18 protein-coding genes and 1 riboswitch are annotated in these 20,020 nt (G+C 28.1%); all 18 genes read left to right on the forward strand.

Annotation, left to right across the window (positions count from 1 at the left end; genetic code table 11):
- The first annotated feature begins 204 nt into the window (after positions 1 to 204).
- The 18 genes from EIH23_RS04810 (at position 205) to EIH23_RS04890 (ending at position 19,502) form a co-directional block, all read left to right on the forward strand.
- Complete coding sequence (locus EIH23_RS04810) at positions 205 to 1,374, forward strand: PucR family transcriptional regulator (protein ID WP_122639085.1); 1,170 nt, start codon at positions 205 to 207, stop codon at positions 1,372 to 1,374.
- A 144-nt stretch (positions 1,375 to 1,518) separates the two neighbouring features.
- Positions 1,519 to 2,793, forward strand: a complete 1,275-nt coding sequence (locus EIH23_RS04815; protein ID WP_122639086.1) for a conjugated bile salt MFS transporter — start codon at positions 1,519 to 1,521, stop codon at positions 2,791 to 2,793.
- A 404-nt stretch (positions 2,794 to 3,197) separates the two neighbouring features.
- The gene (locus EIH23_RS04820; protein WP_122639087.1) at positions 3,198 to 7,016 is read left to right on the forward strand and encodes a polysaccharide lyase family 8 super-sandwich domain-containing protein; all 3,819 of its coding nucleotides are present in this window, start codon (positions 3,198 to 3,200) and stop codon (positions 7,014 to 7,016) included.
- Between the two features lie 272 nt (positions 7,017 to 7,288).
- Positions 7,289 to 8,119: a 5-dehydro-4-deoxy-D-glucuronate isomerase gene (kduI, locus tag EIH23_RS04825; protein WP_122639088.1), complete on the forward strand. Its 831-nt coding sequence runs from the start codon at positions 7,289 to 7,291 to the stop codon at positions 8,117 to 8,119.
- 18 nt (positions 8,120 to 8,137) lie between these two features.
- Positions 8,138 to 9,361 (forward strand): glycoside hydrolase family 88 protein, encoded by a 1,224-nt coding sequence (locus tag EIH23_RS04830; protein ID WP_122639089.1) that lies wholly within the window; start codon positions 8,138 to 8,140, stop codon positions 9,359 to 9,361.
- A 23-nt stretch (positions 9,362 to 9,384) separates the two neighbouring features.
- Positions 9,385 to 9,876, forward strand: a complete 492-nt coding sequence (locus EIH23_RS04835) for a PTS sugar transporter subunit IIB (protein WP_122639090.1) — start codon at positions 9,385 to 9,387, stop codon at positions 9,874 to 9,876.
- A 26-nt stretch (positions 9,877 to 9,902) separates the two neighbouring features.
- The gene (locus tag EIH23_RS04840; protein ID WP_122639091.1) at positions 9,903 to 10,691 is read left to right on the forward strand and encodes a PTS mannose/fructose/sorbose/N-acetylgalactosamine transporter subunit IIC; all 789 of its coding nucleotides are present in this window, start codon (positions 9,903 to 9,905) and stop codon (positions 10,689 to 10,691) included.
- Entirely contained in the window at positions 10,681 to 11,517 is an 837-nt protein-coding gene (locus EIH23_RS04845; RefSeq protein WP_243113326.1) for a PTS system mannose/fructose/sorbose family transporter subunit IID, read from the forward strand. The genes EIH23_RS04840 and EIH23_RS04845 overlap by 11 nt, the downstream gene beginning before the upstream one ends.
- Before the next feature lie 92 nt (positions 11,518 to 11,609).
- Complete coding sequence (locus tag EIH23_RS04850) at positions 11,610 to 12,032, forward strand: PTS sugar transporter subunit IIA (protein ID WP_122639092.1); 423 nt, start codon at positions 11,610 to 11,612, stop codon at positions 12,030 to 12,032.
- 22 nt (positions 12,033 to 12,054) lie between these two features.
- Complete coding sequence (kduD, locus tag EIH23_RS04855; protein ID WP_122639093.1) at positions 12,055 to 12,828, forward strand: 2-dehydro-3-deoxy-D-gluconate 5-dehydrogenase KduD; 774 nt, start codon at positions 12,055 to 12,057, stop codon at positions 12,826 to 12,828.
- Positions 12,813 to 13,460: a bifunctional 2-keto-4-hydroxyglutarate aldolase/2-keto-3-deoxy-6-phosphogluconate aldolase gene (locus EIH23_RS04860; protein WP_122639094.1), complete on the forward strand. Its 648-nt coding sequence runs from the start codon at positions 12,813 to 12,815 to the stop codon at positions 13,458 to 13,460. Before kduD ends, EIH23_RS04860 begins: the two co-directional genes overlap by 16 nt.
- Before the next feature lie 21 nt (positions 13,461 to 13,481).
- Positions 13,482 to 14,495: a sugar kinase gene (locus tag EIH23_RS04865; protein ID WP_122639095.1), complete on the forward strand. Its 1,014-nt coding sequence runs from the start codon at positions 13,482 to 13,484 to the stop codon at positions 14,493 to 14,495.
- A 67-nt stretch (positions 14,496 to 14,562) separates the two neighbouring features.
- Positions 14,563 to 16,536, forward strand: coding sequence for an alginate lyase family protein (locus EIH23_RS04870; protein ID WP_122639096.1), 1,974 nt, complete (start codon positions 14,563 to 14,565; stop codon positions 16,534 to 16,536).
- Between the two features lie 88 nt (positions 16,537 to 16,624).
- Positions 16,625 to 17,638: a LacI family DNA-binding transcriptional regulator gene (locus EIH23_RS04875; protein WP_122639097.1), complete on the forward strand. Its 1,014-nt coding sequence runs from the start codon at positions 16,625 to 16,627 to the stop codon at positions 17,636 to 17,638.
- Between the two features lie 191 nt (positions 17,639 to 17,829).
- Positions 17,830 to 18,030 carry a helix-turn-helix domain-containing protein gene (locus EIH23_RS04880; protein WP_122639098.1) on the forward strand — a complete coding sequence of 67 codons (201 nt, stop codon included), beginning with the start codon at positions 17,830 to 17,832 and terminating at the stop codon, positions 18,028 to 18,030.
- A 20-nt stretch (positions 18,031 to 18,050) separates the two neighbouring features.
- A complete protein-coding gene (locus EIH23_RS04885; RefSeq protein WP_122639099.1) occupies positions 18,051 to 18,272 on the forward strand; it encodes a hypothetical protein in 222 nt (73 codons plus the stop codon).
- A 358-nt stretch (positions 18,273 to 18,630) separates the two neighbouring features.
- On the forward strand, positions 18,631 to 18,786 hold the full coding sequence (locus EIH23_RS16230) for a hypothetical protein (protein WP_164488989.1): 156 nt from the start codon (positions 18,631 to 18,633) through the stop codon (positions 18,784 to 18,786).
- A gap of 47 nt (positions 18,787 to 18,833) precedes the next feature.
- Positions 18,834 to 19,502 carry a VapE domain-containing protein gene (locus EIH23_RS04890; protein WP_279265822.1) on the forward strand — a complete coding sequence of 223 codons (669 nt, stop codon included), beginning with the start codon at positions 18,834 to 18,836 and terminating at the stop codon, positions 19,500 to 19,502.
- Between the two features lie 359 nt (positions 19,503 to 19,861).
- Positions 19,862 to 19,947, forward strand: a riboswitch (cyclic di-GMP riboswitch).
- The last annotated feature ends 73 nt before the right edge of the window (positions 19,948 to 20,020 follow it).

Here is a 20,020-nt window from a genome sequence, read left to right on the forward strand (position 1 = left end):
ATAATTTAATTCATCAAATGCATATAATAAGCGTAAATAAACTGTATCATACAAAGAGGTAGTTAAAAATACTTAATTACAAAAATAATATATTCCTTGGATATACTTGAATTTTAGATAAAGACATACACATTTAAAAAAAAAGCTGTATAATGATTTGTGATTACTAATACACAATTTGAACTATCATAAAGGAGCTAGGTTATGTCAATTTCAATAGAATATTTATATAAAGATATTAAAAAACATGACGTGAAGTTAATAGCAGGGGAAAGGGGCCTAAATAATAAGGTAAGATGGACACATATAGTCGAAAGTGAGGAAATAGCAAGTTTTCTTCAGGGAGAAGAGATTGTATTTACGACAGGAGTAAGTATAAATAATGATACAACATTATTAAATATAATAAAAATAACAAAAAATCAAAATGCTAGTGGAATAGTTGTAAATACAGGTAAATATATTAAGGAAATAAGTAAAGAAGTTATTGATTATTGTAATGAAAATAACTATCCTTTATTTGTTATGCCTTGGAATATAAGAATTCCTGACGTTATGAGGGATTTGACTATAACAATACTAGAATCAGAAAGGACTTATGCAGAAATTTCAAATGCAATTAAAGATGCTATATTTCTACCAACTCATGAGGAGTTATATATACAAACTTTAGAAAAAGTTGGATTTAAATGTGACTGGGATTATATTGTATCAATAATAGAGTTAGAAGCTAATGATGATACTATAAAGAATATTCCCAATCATGCAGAAAGAGTAAAGTCATATATAGAAGATAAATTAAGCTATATAAAAAATAACTATTTTACTGTTAATGTTGGGAAATCTGTAATTATAGTATTTTACAATAAGACTGATTTAGAAGTAGATAAGATATTAAAAAAACTGTATGTATTGATGGATAAAGATTATAAAATGTTAAAGTTTTATGTTGGAATAGGAAAGCATACGAATAATTTAAAAAATTTATATAGAGGATATGAAGAAGCTAAGAATGTAGCTAAAATAAATAGGTTAATTAGAAATAATAATGTACATATACGATATAGTGAAGTTGCAATTTATAGACTTTTATTAGGTATGGATAATAAAGACATAATAAAAGAATTTCATGATGAAACGATAGGAGATTTAGAAGTATATGATAAAGTCAATAATACTGACTATGTAGAATTGTTAATAAGTTATTTTGAAAATAATTGTAAGATAAATGAAACAGCTAAAAGCTTATATTTACATAGAAATACTGTAAATTATAAAATAAATAAAATAGAAGAAATTTTAGATTTAAATTTAGATGATATAGGTGATAAAAGTAAAATATATTTATCTTTAATGATACGATACTTATTATAGTTATAAAATATTAAACTTATATTAAATTGAAAAAAAATTACAATTGTTTAAGTGCATAAACTTTACTGTGTAAAGTAACATTGAAGACAATCTTAAATAGTGGCATTATAAATGATGTTAAAAAAATATACAAGGAGGTTCTTCATGAGCAGTCAAGCACTTATAAATAATAAAAATATAAGTAATAAAAAGAAATTTTTCATGGTATTCATATGTATGTTTATGCAAGCTATTCCATTTGGTATAGCACAAAATATTCAACCATTATTTATACCTTATGTAATTAAGCAATTTGGATTCTCTTTAGCTGGGTTTTCACTTATATTTACTTTTGGAGCTATAGCTTCAGCAGCATTTTCTCCATTTTTAGGGAAACTATTTGGAAAAGTAAATATAAAAATTCTATTTTTAGTAGGATCGACATTATCAGCAGTTGGATTTATAGGATTTGGTTTTTCTAATAATCTAGCTCAATTTTATGCATTCTCAGCTATACAACAAGTTGGATGTGTATTATTCTCAGGTCTTGGGGTTCCATATGTAATAAATAATTGGTTCCCTAAAGAAGGTAGAGGTAAAGCTTTAGGGATAGCATTTTCTGGTGGATCTATAGGTAATGTATTTTTACAACAAATAACTTCTCAAATGTTATCATCAAAAGGGGCAACTTATAGTTATATCTTCTTTGGTATAGTAGCATTAGCATGTAGTTTACCAATAGTACTTTTATTTATAAGATTACCTAAAGTAGGTGAGGTAGAAGTTGTAGATAATAATGTTATAGAAGAAAATGAAACTAAAGGGTTTGAAGGTCTTGGAGCTAAAGCAGCTAGACAAAATAAATATTTCTGGTTATTCTCTGTTGGATATGCAATAATAGCAATTTCTATATCAGCATTAAGTACACAATATGCAACATATTTTACAGGAGAATTAGGATTAAGTGCAACACTGGTTGGTACTTTAGGTTCAGTATTTGCTTTATTCTGTTTAATAGGAAATGTTGTAGGTGGAGCTTTATTTGATAAAATAGGTACATTAAAAACAATGACCATATCTATGATACTTGAATCTGTTGCTGTAATTGCATTATTAGTTTCAGCCAAAATACATGGGTTAGCATTTTTCTTTTCAATAGCATATGGACTTAATGTTTATTCATACATGTCTGCTCCAGCATTTATGGCCACAGATGTATTTGGTAAAAAAGAGTCTAGTGTAATTCTAGGAACTATAAGTTTATTATTTGCACTTGGATTTGCATTTGGATCTACATTATTTGGTATGGTAGTTGATAATTTTGGATTTAATACTGCATGGATATTAATGCTTGCATGTATATTTGTTGGATATGCTTTATTACTTACTTCAATAAAGAAAGTAAAAGATCAAAATGCACAAATAGAAGCTAATATGTAATTATATAAATATTAAATAGTATATAAAAAACTGTCTCATATTTTATTTGAGGCAGTTTTTTTATATATTATTTAGTATTTTTAATATATCATTCTATTAAATTAAATAGTATAGCTATTGTAAATTTTATATAGTTTATGAATCAGTATACATATAAGCCTTATATATACAGTATATAGATGAATTTAAGGAAGTTTTAGGAATATAAAAATTATTGACAATATTAGGATAACGTTTTACAATTTAGATGAATGATAAGTAAAACGGTTTAATAGTTAAAATAAAACCTACTTAAATGGTATTTTATATTATATATCAGTGTTTATAAAATTAATTATTAAGCTGTAAAATTATAAAAATTCTATATTCAATGAAAGTATTTTGAAAAAGAGGGGGACATACGAATGAATAAAAAAAGGTCAGATAGGGGATTATATAAAAGTTTAGCTACTATATTAGTAGCAAATAGCTTTACAGTATTATCACCAGTCATATCGCATGCAAATCAATTAATAGCAAATAAAGTAGTAAGTCTAGAGAATACTTCAGTTATAAGTAAAGACTATGCATCAATACTAAATAACAATTTAATAGATTTTAATGGAAGTTTTGAGGATAAAATAGGAACAGGAAATGATATATCACTATGGAAAGATAAGGTTAAACCTAAATATTGGGAGGTTTCATCATATGGCAATGGTAATGCACCAAAGGGTGAAATTGTAAATGATGTTAAAGATGGTAAAAATGCAGTTAAATTGGTACTAAATAATTCGATTGGTTTTTTTAAAACTGTAACTGGTTCATCTCCTAAGATAGAAAGTGGGAGAGATTATAAATTAAGTACATGGATAAAAACAGAAAACTTAGTATCTGAAAGTAATATGGCACCTATTTTAATAAAAGTAGAACAATTAGATAGTAAAAATAACGTACTAGAACGTAATAATATAGACACAATAAGTGATGCAAATGAGTGGACTAACTTAAGTGGAACTATTACAGCTAATGAAAAGGCAGAAAGATTAAGAATTGTAGTTCAAATTGATGAAGGATTAAAAAATGTTGTATCTGGAAATGTATATTTAGATGATTTTACCTTAGAAGAACTAGAAAAAGAGCCTACTAGTATAAGTTTAAATGAAAGTAGTATAGAAATAACTCCAGGAAATAGTAAAAAATTAGATTATACTATAGAGCCACTACAAGCAAATAAACAAAATGTTGTGTGGACAAGTAGCGATCAAAGTGTTGCAAAGGTAGATGAAAATGGACTGATAAAGGCTAATAAAGCAGGAAGTGCAAAAATAACAGCTACAATAGAAAAATATCCACAATTTAAAGCAGAATGTAAAATAGAAGTTAAAGGAACTATTGAAATAGAAAAAATAGAGTTTGAAAGTGATAAAATAGAAATAGAAAATAATAAACATTATGTAGTTAAAGCAAAAACATATCCACAATATTCAAATGAAGAATATTCATTGGTAGTAGAAAATGAGAATATAGCTACTATAGAAAATGGTATAGTTAGGGGCATAGGTATAGGTACTACAACGGTTAAAGCTATAAATTCATCAGGAGGAGAATTAGGATCATTTGAATTAAATGTAAAAGAAAATGAAGAAGATAAATATGATGTAGTTTTAAATAAAATATATGATTCACATATACCAAATGATTTAATATCTCCAGAAAATAATAAAGTAGACCAAGATGTTATTAATGATATAGTTGATGCTGCTAAAGCATATTGGAATAAAATGTATAAAGATACGTCTAAAAAATATATATGGGATGATTTAAGTGGAAATACTTCAAATGCATCTACAAACTCAAATCATATTACAAAAAGTTTTGAAAGATTGAGAGAAATGTCAAAAGCATATTTACTAGAAGGATCCGAATTAAAAGGAAATAGTGATTTACTAAAAGATATAGTGTATGGCTTAGATTGGTTAATAGAAAATAAATATAATGCAAGCGGAGATAAAGTTCCATTTGGAAATTGGTGGGATTGGCAAATCGGTGCACCACAAAAACTTACAGATACATTAATAATATTAAAAGATTATCTTACAGAAGAACAATTTAAAAATTATGCTGAAAAGATATCTTATTATGCTCCTAATGCAAGGGATATGAATAGTCCCACACCTACAATAAGCTCAGGAGCAAATAGAGTAGATATGTGTCAAGTAGTATTATATACAGGATTACTAATTAAGAATGATAATAAGGTAAAAGAATCTAGTAATGATTTATTACCAGAACTTAAATATGTAACTAATTCTAAAACAAATGGTATATATAAAGATGGGTCATTAATACAACATGATGCTATACCATACACAGGAACTTATGGAGCGATTTTCTTAGAAGGGGTAGGTAAGTTAAATTACTTATTAGATAAAACTGAGTGGTCTATTCCACAGGAAAATGTTAATATGCTTTATGATGTAATAAAAGACTCTTTTGAACCGTTAATGTATAAAGGGGTAATAATGGATATGGTTAATGGTAGATCAATCTCTAGATCAAATTGGCAGGATATACAAAATGGAGATAAAGTTGTAAAAAGTATAGTGAAGTATTTTATACCATCCGCAACAAGTAAGGAGTCAAGTAGATTAAAGGGTGTAGTAAAATATTGGGTTGAGTCTAATAAAGATACAAATATAGTAAATAATACTAAGGATTTAGAATATAGAGCAATGCTTATAGATATTTTAAATGATGATAGCGTAGAATCTAGCGGGCCATTACAAGGACATTATAATTTTGCAATGATGGATAGAGTTGTACATAGAAATTCAGAGTATTCCTTTGGAATAAGTGCATATTCAGACAGAACATATATGTATGAAGCCATGAATCAAGAAAATCTAAAGGGATATCATACATCGGATGGTATGACTTATTTATATAATGGTGATACAACACAGTATTCTAGGGGATTTTGGGCTACAGTAAATTCAAATCGATTACCGGGTACAACTGTAGATACGCTTAAACTTTATGATGGAGCAAATGGTAGCAAAGTAAGTAGTAACCAGAGTTGGGTAGGTGGAAGTGTTATTGAAGGTAAGTATGGAGTATCTGGTATGTATTTAGATAAGAATACTGAAAAAGAAAAAAATGAAGCTTATAAAATGGATTTAACAGCTAAAAAATCTTGGTTTATGTTTGATGATGAGATTGTTGCATTAGGCTCAGATATAGATAGTACAAAAGATAGAACTATTGAAACTATAATTGAGAACAGAGTATTATCAAATGAAGGAACAGAAACATTTACAGTAGATGGAGATATATCAATAAAAGAACTAGGGAATTTAGAGAAAAAAGAAGGTGCAAGTTGGGCACATATAAAAGGAGAAAAAGAAAACACTGATATAGGATATTACTTCCCTAACAAAGCTAACATAAATATATTAAGAGAAAATCGAACTGGAAATTGGAAAGATATAAATGGGACTGAATCTGATAAAATAGTCAAAAATAATTATTTAACTATGTGGATTAATCATGGTGTAAATCCAAATAATGAAAAGTATTCTTATGTTTTATTACCAAATAAATCATTAGATGAAGTAAAAGAATATAATGAAAAGCCAAATATAGAGATATTATCTAATACTGAAAGTGTCCATGCAGTAAAAGAGAAAGAATTAAATATTACAGCAGCTAATTTCTGGGATGATAATCAAAGTGTAGATTTTATATACTCAGATAAACAGTCATCAGTTATAGTAAGAGAAGATAGCGGTGTGATTAAGATTGGAGTATCAGATCCTACTATGAAAAATGAAGGAAAAATAAGAATTGAACTGCATAAAAAAGTAGGAGATTTAATAAGCAAAGATGATAGGATAGAAGTAATAGATTTATCAGATAAGCTTATATTAGAAGTTAATGTTAATGGTGCAAATGGATCTACAATAAATGCAGAATTTAGCATAAAAGAAACTAATTCATTAAATGCGCCTGAAAATGTACGTATTACAAAGAAATCTTCAAAAAGTGTGAGTTTAGCTTGGGATAATCCTAATGATAAAAAAGATGCAAAATATTATGAAGTTTACTTAGATGGGGAATTAGTTGACAAAGTAAAGAATGAAAAAATAAAGTTAAAAATATCAAATCAAAAGCATATATTTAATGTACGAGCTGTAGATAAGTATGGGAATAAATCTGATATAAGCGAAGATGTAGAATTATAATAAATATTAAAGTCATATTAATACTAAAAAATATCTTATAGAGTAGATTTTTGTTAAAATATTTGGACTATAGGGTATTTTTTTACTTAAATAATAACAGGTAGAACATTGAAGTTACTCTAGATTTTAATTGATATTAAAATATATTATAAAAATTGTTAAAAAATTATTGACAATATTAGGATAACGTTTTACAATTAAATTAAACAAATAGGTAAAACGGTTTAGTAAAACGGTTTTATAAATTAGAAATGTATAATAAGGGGGAAATTATGAATAATCGATATGCAAATCATCCAAATGATTCAAAAAAATATGATACAAACCAATTAAGAGAACATTACATGGTAGAAGAAATTTTTATTGATGATAAAATGGAGCTTACTTATAGCCATGTAGATAGAATAATATTTGGAGGAATAAAACCAGTTAGTGAAAGTTTAAAATTAGAAGCAGGCAAGTCTATGGGTGTTGACTACTTCTTAGAAAGAAGAGAAATGGGCGTTATAAATGTTGGAGGAGAAGGTATAGTTTTAATAGATGGGGAAGAATTTAAACTAAATAATAAAGATGGTTTATATATAGGAAAAGGAAACAAGGATATTATATTTAAATCATCAAATAAAGAAAATCCAGCGAAGTTTTATATAAATTCAGTACCTGCACATAAAGAATATAAAACAGTTAAAATAGAAATAGAAAAAGCAAATCCAGTTAAACTAGGGGATAATTCAACATTAAATAAAAGAACAATATATCAATATGTACATCCAAATGTTTGCGAAAGTTGTCAATTATTAATGGGACTTACTATATTAGAACCAGGAAGTGCATGGAATACGATGCCATGTCATACTCATGAAAGAAGAATGGAAGTTTATTTTTACTTCGATATGGAAGAGGATACAAGAGTAATCCACTTAATGGGAGAACCTACAGAGACAAGACACTTAATAGTTAAAAATGAACAAGCTATAATTTCTCCAAGCTGGTCAATACATTCAGGAGTAGGAACAAGCAACTATACATTTATATGGGGAATGTGTGGGGAAAATCAAACTTTTGATGATATGGACCATATATCTATGGATACATTAAGATAAATAAAATAGGGGGAAAATATGATAGTTGAGGCAAGTTTATGTAAATCAAAAGAAATAAAGAAAATTGAAGTTGAGAACATCAATAAGTCTTTAGAATTTTTAGAGAGTAAACTTCTGACTAAATCTGAAGTTAAAAAGGCAATAGAAGCTGCAATAAGTCAAATAGATGCTAATATGGAATATTTTAAAGAAAAATTTCCATCATCAGCTACTAAAGAAAATAAATATGAGATAATAGAAAATATAGAGTGGACAGATGGTTTCTGGACAGGGCTTTTATGGCTAGCTTATGAATATACAAATGATAATAAATATAAAGAATTAGCTGAGAAAAATGTAGCATCATTTAAGAACAGAGTAGAAAAAAACATTGAAATAGATCATCATGATTTAGGATTTCTTTATTCATTATCTTGTATAAGTGGATATAAGGTAACAGGTTCATTGGATGCGAAAGTAGCAGCAATAAAAGCAGCCGATAAATTGATATCTAGATATCAAGAGGTTGGTGGATTTATTCAAGCTTGGGGAGAATTAGGTCATAAAGACAACTATAGATTTATAATTGACTGTTTGCTTAATATACCACTTTTATATTGGGCTAGTGAAACTACAGGAGATAATAAATATAGGAAAATCGCTAACACTCACTTTGTAACATCTTGTAACAATGTAATAAGAGACGATGCATCAGCATATCACACTTTCTATATGAATAATGAAAATGGAATGCCACTAAAAGGTGTGACTAGACAAGGGTATAATGATGATTCATCATGGGCTAGAGGTCAAGCATGGGGAGTATATGGAATACCTTTAAATTATAAGTATACTAAGAATGAAAGTTGTTTTAATCTTTATAAGGGAATGACTAATTACTTCTTAAATAGATTGCCTGAAGATAATGTATGTTATTGGGATTTAATATTTAAGGATGGAGATGGTCATTCAAAAGACTCATCTGCAGCAGCTATAGCAGTTTGCGGAATGCATGAGATGAATAAGTATTTACCAGAGGTAGATGAAGATAAAGAGGTATACAAGTACGCAATGCATAATATACTTAGATCTTTAATTAAAAATTATACAAGTGAAGAAGTTGCACGAGGTAAACCGATTTTATATCACGGTGTTTACTCTTGGCATTCAGGAAAAGGTGTAGATGAAGGAAATATATGGGGAGATTATTTCTACCTAGAAGCGTTAATAAGATTTTATAAAGATTGGGAACTATATTGGTAAATTAGATTAAGGGGAGTGTAAAAATGAGTAATGTAAATATTGAAATGATGAGAATTGATGAGAGATTAATACATGGTCAAGGGCAAATGTGGTTAAATGCTTTAGGAGTTAATACTGTAATAGTAGCTAATGATGAAGCAAGTAATGATCCAATACAACAAACATTAATGAAGACAGTTGTGCCAAAATCAATAGCTATGAGATTTTTCTCAATAGAAAAAACTTGTGAATTAATACATAAAGCATCACCTAAACAAAAAATATTCTTAGTAGTAAAGACACCAGAAGATGCATTAAAACTTATAGATGGTGGAGTTCCAGTAAATGAAATAAATATAGGAAATATACATAATGCACCAGGTAAAGAACCAGTTACACGCTCTATATTCTTAGGTGAAGATGATAAAGCTGCTTTAAGAGAATTATATAAAAAACATAATATGAAATTTAATACTAAAGCTACTCCTTCAGGAAATCATGGCGCACTTGAAGTTGATATAACTAAATATCTATAATTTAAAATTAAATAGGGGTGAAATAAATGGAAATTACTTTAACTCAAGGTATTCTTATCGGACTATGGACGGGATTCTGCTTAGCAGGGATGTTATTAGGAATATATTCAGCACGCTGTTTAGTTCTATCTCTAGGAGTAGGTATTATACTTGGTGATATACCAACTGCTTTAACTATGGGAGCTATAGGTGAATTAGCATTTATGGGATTCGGTGTTGGTGCAGGAGGAACTGTTCCTCCTAATCCAATGGGCCCTGGTATCATAGGGACATTAATGGCAATTACAATGAAAGGTCAAGGAGTAGATCCTGCCTCAGCATTAGCATTATCATTCCCATTTGCAGTTGCATTTCAATTTTTGATTACAGCTACATATACAGCCACAGCAGGCCTTAGCCAATATGCAATTAATGGTATAAAAGAAAGAAATTACACTAAATTTAAAATAGGTGCTAATGCTACATTTTGGGTATTTGTATTAGTTGGATTTATTATAGGATTTGTTGGTGCTATGAGTACTAGTGGATTAGAAACTGCTATATCATATATACCACAATGGCTTATAAATGGATTTAGTGTTGCAGGTGTAATGTTACCAGCAATAGGATTTGCAATGATACTATCTGTTATGGCAAAGATAGAATTATTACCATTTGTTTTAATCGGATATATATGTATAGGATATTTACAATTACCAGTAATGGGGGTTGCATTTGTAGGAACAGCATTAGCTTTATTGGTATATTTCATAAAAGGTAACAATAATGATTCAAACGATAATGATGGGGAGGTAGTGTTTGAAGATGGTATCTAATACAATGTCTAGAACAGATTCTAAAACAGCTTTAACTAAGAAGGATTATATAAAAACTTCATTAAGAGCATATTTCCTTCAAAATGGATTTAACTATGGAAATTATCAAGGATTAGGATATGCAAATATATTATACCCTGCATTAAAAAAGATATATAAAGATGATGAAGAAGGATTCCAAGAAGCTTTAAGTTCAAATGTTGAGTTTTTTAATTCAAATATGCATTTCTTACCATTTATAACAAGTATGCATTTAGTAATGCTGGATAATGGTAATAAGCCAGAAGATGCTAGATCTATTAAATTAGCATTGATGGGACCATTAGCAGGGATTGGAGATTCATTAGCACAATTTTGTTTAGCACCGCTTTTAGCAACAATAGGAGCAAGTTTAGCACAAGATGGGCTAGTAGCTGGACCACTATTATTCTTCTTAGGGATGAACATAATATTATTAGCTATAAAATTAGCTACAGGTTTATATGGATATAAATTAGGAACAAGCATAATAGATACATTAAGTGAAAAAATGGCTCAGATATCATCTATAGCTAGTATGATAGGTGTTACAGTTATATCAGGATTAGCAGTATCATTTGTTAAGTTAAATGTAGGAATTCAATATGTAGCATCTATGCCTGATGGTGGAGAAAAGATAGTATCTGTACAAGAAATGCTTGATAAGATAGCACCAGCATTATTACCAGGTCTTTTTACAATCTTTGTTTTCTATTTAATAAAAAAGAAAAAATGGACTACATATAAGTTAATAGGATTAACATTAGTATTAGGTATACTAGGGTCAGTATTAGGAATACTTGTATAGTTTAATAAATTAAAAGATAAATAGATAAAGACAATGATTTAAGTACTTTTAAATCATTGTCTTTATACTTAGTACAGTATGAGGTGGAGAATATGAAAATATTAATAGTTGGACATGGGGAATACGCAACAGGGATGAAATCATCAATAAAGTTATTAACTGGTGTAAGCAATAATATAGAGGCAATAAATTTAAATGAAGAATTAACACATAATGAGTACACAATGATGGTTCAAGAGTATGTAGCAAACAATAAAGATTTAATTATTTTTGCAGATATGACTGGTGGAGCACCATTTCAAATTGCATCAAGAGAAATATTGTTAAATGAAGAGTCAGAAAACCAATTTGTAATAGGTGGAGTTTCAGTAGGATGTATTCTTGAAGTAGTTATGAATACGTTAGTATTAAATTCAGAAGATAAACTTGAAAATATAATAAATACAGCTGTAAACAATATTCAAGAGATGACTTCAATAATATCTAGAAAAGATTTAGTAACACAAGAGATATAAAAATAAGAGGAGGGGATAGAAAATGGAAAATAAATTTTCTTTAGATTTTTTTAATTTAGATGGTAAAGTGGCAATAGTTACTGGAGGAAACACTGGTTTAGGAATGGCTTATGCAGAAGCTCTAGCAAAAGCAGGTGCAGATTTATTAGTAACAACATTTGATGATAATATAAAAGAAGTGAAGGAAATAGTTGAAGGAATAGGAAGAAAAATAGTTTTTGTAAAAGGTGATTTAACTAAGTCAGAATGTAGAGAAGAAGTAATATCAACATGTTTAAAGGAATATTCGAAAATAGATATATTAGTTAATAATGCCGGGACAATAAGAAGAGCTCCCTTATTAGAATATAAGGAATCAGATTGGCAAGCTGTTATGGATATAAACTTAAATGCAGTTTACCATTTATCACAAAAAGTAGCAAAATTAATGGTTGAGCAAAAGAGCGGTAAAATAATAAATATAGCTTCAATGCTATCTTTCCAAGGTGGAAAGTTTGTACCACCATATACTGCTAGTAAACATGGAGTTGCAGGATTAACTAAAGCTTTTGCAAATGAATTAGCAGTACACAATGTTCAAATAAATGCTATAGCTCCTGGATACATAGAAACTGCAAACACAGCACCAATTAGAGCAGATGAAAATAGAAATAAAGAAATAGTTTCAAGAATACCATGTGAAAGATGGGGTAAAGTAGACGATTTAATGGGAACAGTTGTATTCCTTGCAAGTAAAGCATCTGATTATATAAATGGACATATATTAGCTGTTGATGGTGGATGGTTAGTAAGATAATGGATAAAATAAATACTTTATTAAATATGGAAAAAGAAGCATTTGTATTAGTATTAAGAAGCGATACAGAAGAAGAAGGTATTGAAGTTGCTAAAGCAGCTATAAATGGAGGATGCAATATAATAGAAGTAACATTTACAATAGATGGTGCAGATAATGTTATTTCAATATTAAGTAAAGAAAAAATGGATAATGTAATTATAGGTGCAGGGACTGTACTTGATGCCCAAACTGCAAGAATAGCAATTTTATCTGGAGCAAAGTTTATTGTAAGTCCAAGTTTTAATAGAGAAACAGCAATACTTTGTAATAGATATGGAGTTCCTTATATACCAGGATGCTTTACCATAAAAGAAATAGTAGAAGCTAGAGAATATGGAGCTGATATGATAAAGCTATTTCCAGGTTCAGCATTTAAGTATTCAATAATCAAAGATATAAAAGCCCCTATAAGAGGTATTAGAGTAATGGTATCTGGAGGGGTAAGTTTTGATAATATGGACAAATGGTTTGAAAATGGATGCAATGTAGTTAGTATAGGAAGTGCATTGACGAAATTAGAAAACTCTAAAGCTATAGAGGTTGAAACTAGAAAATATATAGAAAAAGTAAAAGATATAAAAAGTAGATAATAATGAACAAAAGAGGTATATATGAAAAAAGTTTTGGCAATTGGGGAAATATTGTTAAGGCTAACACCTACATCAAATTTAAAAATTTGCAATGCAAGCAGTTTTGATTTTTGTTTTGGAGGTGCAGAAGCAAACGTAGCAGTTGGGCTTAGCAATCTAGGTTTAGATACAATTATGATGACGTGTTTACCAGACAATGATTTAGGAAAATTAGTGAAGACGTTTTTAAGAGGTAATGATGTTGATTGCAAATATATAATATCAAAAGGTGATAGACTAGGACTTTATTACTATGAAGAAGGTATATCTGCAAGGAAAGCTAAAGTTATATATGATAGAAAGCATTCTTCAATAAATGAATTAAGATATGAAGATATAAATATAGGTGAATTACTAGATGAAGTGGAACTTATTCATATATCAGGAATAAGTCTTGCTCTTAGCAAAGAACTGAATAATACATTAACTAAAATTATAGATGAAGCTAAAAAAAGAAATATAAAAATTAGCGTAGATTTAAATTATAGAAGTAGCCTTTGGCGTAGTTATGAAGATTTTGTAAAAACTATAAAACCAATAGTTAAAGATAGTTATATATGCTTTGGATGGTTAAATAAAGATACTAGTAATTTTAAGGTATTTGATGCAGCAACAGATACAGTAAATAATGATAGTTTAATAGAACAATTTAAATATATGACTGAAGAATTAAATGTTAAAAATGTAGTAACTACTTTACGAAGTGGTAACGCATATAATTATCATATTTTATCTGGAGTACTATTTGATGGTAAGAAAATATACAAGGCATCTAATTATGAATTTAGTATGGTCTCAAGAATTGGTGGAGGAGATGCTTTTGCAGCAGGAGTTATAAAAGGGTTTATAAAAAATGAGACTCCTGAAAAAATAATTGAATTTGCAACTGCAACAGCAGTCCTAAAACAAACACAAATTGGGGATGTGAGTATGTCTACTGAAAAAGATGTACTGGATTTAATAGAAAATAAAAACCTAGGGAGTGTAAATCGATAGATAAAAGAGTTGCTTAACATGTAAGCAACTCTTTTATGTAAGTAAAAAAATTAATGGGAGTGACAATATGAACATAAACTTATACTTAGATGCTAGAGAGGTAGAAGATATTTGTAATTATTGTATAGAAAACTTTTCAGAGGAAGTTGTAGAAACCATAAGAATAGCTAATGACGTTAGTAATAATACATTTAAATTTGAATGGAAGTGGGATATGGAAAGAACCTTTGTACCATACACTTTCACTAAAGATATTATTTGGGATAAAACACCAAATAATGATGAAGAATGGGTATTCATGCTAAATAGACATAGATATTGGATAACACTAGGCCAAGCTTATGTATTAACTAAAGATGAAAAATACACTAAAACCTTTATAAGGCAGCTTACACATTGGATAAAAAATGTTAGGCAAGTAGGAGAAGCAGAAAAAACCACATGGAGAACTATAGAAGCTGGCATAAGAGGTGAAAACTGGGTTAAAGCATATTCATATTTTTCCAATAGTGAGTATATAAATGAAGAAACAACAAGAATTTTTGTAGAATCTTTAAAGGAACATGGAGAATATTTATATAATAATTATTGTGATGCTAGGAAATTAAGTAACTGGGGAGTTCTAGAAAGTCATGGATTATTAGTCATAGGATTATTTTTAAATGATAAAGAACTTAGTGAAAAATATGTACAGGAATCATTAAGAAGATTAGAAGAACAAATAGATTTACAAGTTATGGAAGATGGAATGCATTGGGAACAATCTCCTATGTATTTAAATGAAGTTCTTCACTGTTATTTAGATACGATAAATCTATGTAAAAGAAACAATATAGAAATACCAAATATTATTTTAGAAAAAACTAAAAAGCTAGCATATGCAAATTTATATATGAAAAAGCCTAATCACAGGCAAATATGTCAAAGTGATAGTGATGATACAGACTTAAGAGATATGTTAAGCAAAGCTGCTTATTTATTTGAAGATGGGATATTAAAATTTGGGGCATATGAAGAAATAGATTTTGAAAGTATTTGGAGTTTGGGATATGATTCTATAAAAAAATATAAAGATATAAATGTTAAATGTCCAGAACATGTATCTTATGGATTTGAAGATAGTGGGAATTATTATATGAGATCTGGTTGGTCAGAAAATGATAACTATATGTACTTTCACTGTGGAACTTTAGGTAGTGGGCATGGTCATGCAGACTTACTTCATATAAGTTTATTTGCTAATGGAGAAGATTACTTAATAGATCCAGGTAGATATACTTACATAGAAGGAAATGAAGAAAGAGAATATTTAAAAAGTTGTAAAGCTCATAACACTACTATTGTTGATGATGATGAGTTTACAAAAATAAATGGATCTTGGGGATATAGTTCAGTAGCGACACCTATAAAGCACCCATTTATAAGTAAAGATTCATATGATTACCTAGAAGGATCTCATTTAGGATATATAAGTAAAGGTATTTTTACTAATAGATCAGTAATATATATAAAACCTGACATATGGGTTTTAGTAGATAGATTTTATGGAGAAGGTACTCATAAATATAATCAAATTTTCCAGTTTGCTAAAAATGTAGAGTTAAAAAATGAAAAAACTATATGTAAAGGAAATAATGGAGCATTAACATTACATCATATAAATAAACTGGATAAATATATTGAGAAAAAAATAGTATCATATCACTATAATCAAATGGAGCTACAGGATAAATTGATTACTACATTAAAAGGAGATGGATTCACATCAATTCTTACGGTTATTAATAGTTCAAAGAAAGAAAGTAATATAAGTATTGAAAAAATACCTATTAAAAATTGTAACGGTAGAATATTGGAGGATAATGAAGCTGAAGCTATAAAAATAATAAATAAAGAAAATACTTATATAATTGCAATATGCCATAATGAAATATTTAAAGGTAAGAAATTATTGATTGTAGATGGATACCATATTTATGGTAAGGTAGTCCTTATAACTAAGAATAATGAAGGTATAAAAAAAGAAATAATAAAATACTGATTAAACTATATACCTATCCTTTATTCTACTCAATATATAAAATATGATATAATAGTAAGAAGAAGCTAATTAAAAGGAGGAGACATAGATGAGTGAACGGAAAAAATTAACAATAAAAGATATAGCATTAAAAGCTAATACATCAAAAACAACTGTATCCTTCTATTTAAATGGGCGATTTGAGAAAATGTCTGATGATACCAGAAAAAGGATTGAGCAAGTAATTGAAGAAACCAATTATAGTCCTAACATAATGGCACAGAGCCTAAAATCAAAAAAGTCACGTTTAATAGGGGTTATTATTGCAGATATAACAAATCCATTTAGTAATAATATAGTAAAAGGAATAGATGATATAGCACGAAAAGAAGGTTATCAAATTATAGTTGGAAATAGTAATTTTGAATATATAAATGAAAAAAAATATGTTGCAAGAATGCTAGATATGGGGGTTGATGGATTTATAGTACAGCCTACAGCTGAATTTGATAAACTTGTTACATATATTGAGAGAATGGGGAAAAAAATAGTTTGTGTAGATCGTGTCAGTCCTAATTTTAAAGGTAAGTGCGTAAAAACTAATAATTATGATATTACTTTTAAAGCTATAAATCAACTTTACAATAAAGGATATGAAGAGTTTATATTTATATCTGAAGATTTAGATACAGCTATTACTAGAATAGAGAGAAAAAACGGGTTTGTGGATGCTATAGAGTCAATAGGTGTTAATAGCCATATAGTTAAGGTGGAAAGTCAATTATCTTATACAGATTTAAGTAAAGAGTTAATGAAGTATATAAATATAAGTAAAAAAGTAGCAATATTTGCTGCACATGGTAAAGTACTACAAAAAGTATTTAGAGCTGCAAAACATATAGGATGGGATGTACCAAATCAAGTTGGTATAATTGGATTTGATAACTGGAATTGGACAATTTATGCATCACCTTCAGTAACAACCATTGATCAGCCAACTTATCAAGAAGGGAAACATGCTACAAAATTACTTATAGATATGATAGAAAATAGAGAAAGTGTTTTAGATTCTGTAATATTTGACTGTAGCATAAGTTGGAAAGAGTCAACAGATTTACCTTAAATCCCAGTATTTTTATTCAAGATAAATATAGAAAAATATTAGATTAACTTATTAAGATGCCTATAATGCTACTTCAGCATGATAGGCATTTTTTATTACATAAATTCCTAACATAGATTATAAGTATATGCAAAAAATCTTTGATACTATATACTCATAAAACAAAATCAAACAAAACAGGAGGAAATAAAATGAATTATAAAATCAACACCAAACTAATACAAACAAAAATGCTACAAAAAGGATATTCATTAACAAAACTAGCATCAATATCAAAAATCTCAACATCGACATTATCAAGAATAATAAATAGCCAAGGAACACCAAGACAAGAAACTATCTATAAAATAGCTAAGGCATTAGAACTAGAAATATCAGAAATTATACTATAAAAATAACCACAGGGGGAAACATGTATAACGAATATATTGAAAGTATAAACAACCTAAAAAACTTAGAAACAATAATAAACTTTATACAAAAAGTAGAAAGCATTCCATTTAGACAAGTTCTAAAAAAAGCATATGAAATATTAGGAATACCAATAAATTTACCAAATCTAAATAAAAAATCTAATCATAAAGTAAATAAAAATAATGCAGTTCAGTTTTATAATAATCAAGCAAAGCCATAAAAGAATGTGACATAGAGAAAGATTTTGAACTAACTTGTAAAAGTGATGAAGAAGAAAATAAAAGTTACTTTATCAACTACCCATATATAGATGAAAAAAACGTACCACTAAAAATAAGGGAAAATGTGAATGAAATTTTAAAAGCAAATAATATAACAGCATCCTATAATGACATTACAAAAGATGTAGAAATAGAAGGACTAGACTAACTAATTTAGATAATCAACTAGTAGATATCCATTCGATATGTATTAAATATGGATTTAAGCTACCATTTGCTACTATTGATAAATTTGTAAATCGTATAGGAGAAGCAAGTCCTAAAAATCCTGTAATAGATTATCTAAGAGAGTGTTATATGGAGTTTGATGGTAATTATAAATATATACAAAAATTATGTGATCCTATTATAACACCAGAAGATTTTAATCCTAAGTTAAAGAAAATACTTATCACCAAATGGTTGTTAAATACAGCTATGATACCTTTTAATGAAGGAAATTTAAATATATAAGGAATACTTATACTGCAAGGCAGACAAGGCCTTGGAAAACCAGATTAATAAAAAAGCTTATACCAATATATGCAAAAACAGGTCTGGAATTATACCATAGTGATAAAGATAAGGTTTATCAATGTATCAAATATTGGGTATCTGAATTAGGTGAGCTAGATGCAACATTGAAACGCGATTTATCAAAACTTAAAGCATTTACTACAGAGCAAAATGATGAATTTAGAAGACCTTATGCTATTAAAACTGTAATCTATCCAAGGAAAACTTCTTTTTATGCAACTGTTAATAATGATGATTTTCTAAAGGATGAAACAGGAAATAGAAGGTACTTGATAATTCCTGTTAAAGAAATAGATTTTAACATAATTGATAATTTAGATATAGAAAGTCTATGGGGAGAGGTAATGCATGTTAAGGAAGAAAATAAAGTTAAACATTATTTAGAATCAGAGGAACTAGAGTTACTCAACAATAGTAACGAAGAATTTAAAATATATAACTCGGTTGAAATTTCTATAGATAGGGAATTTAATTGGGAGATTGATAAATCTCATTGGAAGTTTAAACCTAGTATGGAAATAGCAAGTATATTAAATGTAAATTCTACAAAAGGAATAAAAACTTGTTTGTTAAGTAAAGGTGCAAAATATACAAAAAGGGGAACTAAAAGAGGATATGTAACACCACCGTATAAGGTACCTATTAATTTTTAATGTACTATTTTATGTTTTAGTGTTCTATAAATTGGATAGAGTTAGAAACTTTATGAACATTAAGACCTTAAAATTAAAAAGGACAGTTTAAACTTAGTAAGTGTTCTATTGTAGAAGCTAGTGAAATCAAGATATTTAGTAGTTAAGTACATCAAGCTCACTACTGTAAATTAAAAAAATTAAAGGTATAAAATATTAAAGAATACTAAGTTAAAAAAATCTAGTGTATAACTGTCTTATGTCAAAAATTCAATAAATTGCTTACGATAAAATAATTAGGATATATACATTTATAATCTTAGCATAAATAATACGACAGTAATTGACATTGTATAGAAAATAATGGTAAAATACTGAATGAATTTAATAGGTAAACCTAAGGAAACTTAGGGACACAAAGCTATAGGGACTAAGGTTTTCTTAACTATGTCAGCCAGTTGCCAAAGAGTACATTATACTTTTTGTTTTAAGCTTAGTATGAAATTATTAGGTCTATTTTAAGTTACTCTTTCTGAGTA

It is taken from the genome of Romboutsia sp. Marseille-P6047 (assembly GCF_900604535.1).
In the GTDB taxonomy this organism is placed as follows: domain Bacteria; phylum Bacillota; class Clostridia; order Peptostreptococcales; family Peptostreptococcaceae; genus Romboutsia_E.